Source organism: Massilia genomosp. 1 (assembly GCF_011682185.1).
In the GTDB taxonomy this organism is placed as follows: domain Bacteria; phylum Pseudomonadota; class Gammaproteobacteria; order Burkholderiales; family Burkholderiaceae_D; genus Telluria_A; species Telluria_A rubra.
Window position 1 is genome coordinate 1 of sequence record NZ_WHJF01000242.1, and the last position, 2,023, is coordinate 2,023.

At 51.3% G+C, this 2,023-nt stretch carries 2 protein-coding genes and 2 pseudogenes; all 4 read left to right on the forward strand.

The features are described 5' to 3' along the window. Positions 1 to 120: pseudogene (locus F1735_RS33215) on the forward strand (IS1595 family transposase); the annotation flags it as partial. A 162-nt stretch (positions 121 to 282) separates the two neighbouring features. Further along, the gene (locus F1735_RS33220; RefSeq protein WP_167241227.1) at positions 283 to 615 is read left to right on the forward strand and encodes a hypothetical protein; all 333 of its coding nucleotides are present in this window, start codon (positions 283 to 285) and stop codon (positions 613 to 615) included. An 11-nt stretch (positions 616 to 626) separates the two neighbouring features. Then, positions 627 to 1,103: a hypothetical protein gene (locus F1735_RS33225; protein ID WP_167241229.1), complete on the forward strand. Its 477-nt coding sequence runs from the start codon at positions 627 to 629 to the stop codon at positions 1,101 to 1,103. 340 nt (positions 1,104 to 1,443) lie between these two features. Next, positions 1,444 to 2,023, forward strand: a pseudogene (locus tag F1735_RS33230) (hypothetical protein); the annotation flags it as partial.

Consider the following 2,023-nt stretch of genomic DNA (forward strand, 5'->3'; position numbering starts at 1 on the left):
CAGTATCGATTTAACCGGCGCTTCGATTTGTCGACCATCTTGACGCGCCTCTTGTACGCTGCTGTCGCCACGGGCAACCGAACCGAAGCGTGGTGTCGGTTAGCTGAAGATCAGCGCTAATCACCAAAAATAATTTCTGTTAGAACTGAAGAACTCGCAAGAAAAGAGCTACTGAAAAAGACGGGAGGCAACAGCCACTTCCTTGAACGGCATGGCCCCGATATTCCTTTGCGCGACCAACTTGTCTCTTCAGCAACTGGACGTAGGCCCGACGGCAAAATTATGATGCAAGGCAACAATCCTAATAACAGATTTACGGTCGACTCTACTCAATTTTATACATATAAGGATATGCTGTATGGAATAAATCGCGCTGAGCGAATTCAACAGCATGCTATCAGTACGGGGCAACCGGTGAATGTATACATTTCCTTCAAATATCCTGATTTCGTTGGTGGTGGCTTTCCGAAAAAGACACCACTTTTTGGCGCTTCTGATTTATCCCGATTTTACGATAAGACTCCATATGCCAACTTTGGTATAGATAAAGTGACCGGGAAGGTAGTCACGGCTTTCCCGGTTCTTTCTAAAAAGGGTGTGGGTGAACTTTTTTAATGGACAAACTAATGAAATCCAAAGTTGTAAATATCAATCCTCACTATGTTGCACATTTGATAGGCCCGATTGCTCTAGAAAACGACATGGAGCAGCACGAGGATATATTTGAATTATTAGATCTAGCGTGTAAAGATCATGTTAAATTTCTTGTTGATGAGATAATCCAGCCTGAATATCTCCGCCTGACGGATGAGTCGCGGTATAAAACAAAAGAATCCTTAAGATATCTTTTGAATACAGAGCCTAGTGGGGCCGTTTCTCACATATGTTCCACGCTCGGATTATCCGATGAAGAAATTCCTGCATTCCTAGATCAACTATGGGAATTTCTATTTCCCGGCGAAGATAAATTATGGCTACCAGATCTAAAGTATGTAAAAAAATCGGCACCTTTAAGGTTCAATGATGTGTCCTTTGCATATTTGCCAACTCGCACTTTTAACGAATCATTGGAAGCACTTCGAAATCGCATGAATAATGAATAAATAAATTGAGGGCGGAACCGGTGACCGCGAGTTGCTTCTGGCTTCACAGTGCGGCACGGGGGAGTGCCTACAGCTACCGATCCAAGCCGCGTTTGCTCGATGATGCGCGCGACACGGGGGGCAGTGTCTACAAACTACCACGAGCTGAACAGCGGCACGGTGTCAGCAGCGGCACGGGGTCAGAGCAGCGGCACGGGGTCAGTGCCTACAAACTAACACGGGCTGAACAGTAGGCAGTACCAAGTCGCCTTTGTGAACGTTTCGATGCTTTCCAGGCGAGATCACCTTCTCGTTGCCGGACATCGGCGAATCGCTGTATTTGCCGTCCGAGAAAATTACTTTGGTGCGCACGCACGAGCGCTGCTTCGAGCTGGTTGACGGCAAAGGGGAGCGCGATCTGTTCGCCCTGCCCGATACCACCAGCAACATCGCCCGTCTGGTTGGGCAGAGGGACGCCAACGGCAACCGGATCACCATTTCCTACAACCTGCGTCAGCTGCCCGAGCGGGTCGAGGACAGCGCCGGGCGCGGCTACCTGCTGGCGTTCGAAGACCACCGGGGCTACCCGCGCCTGCGCAGCATTGTCATGCAGCCGGCCGAGCCCGAGAGCGACACCGAACTGCTGGTCTCGTACGAGTACGACGCCAGCGGCAACCTGTCCAAGGTCAGCAACGGCAAGGGCGACGTGATGCGCCAGTTCGTCTATCGCAATCACGTGATGGTCGAACACAGCCAGCCGGGCGGTGTGGTATCGCGCTATGAATACGACGAGTACGCCGCCAGCGGCAAGGTTACGCGCAACTGGGTCAACGACGGCCGCTCGTGGAGCCTTCGCTACCTGGAACAGGAAACCGTCGTCACCGACAACCTGGGGCGCGAAGAGCGTTACCGCTTCGACGCCAAACAGCGCTACATCGGCA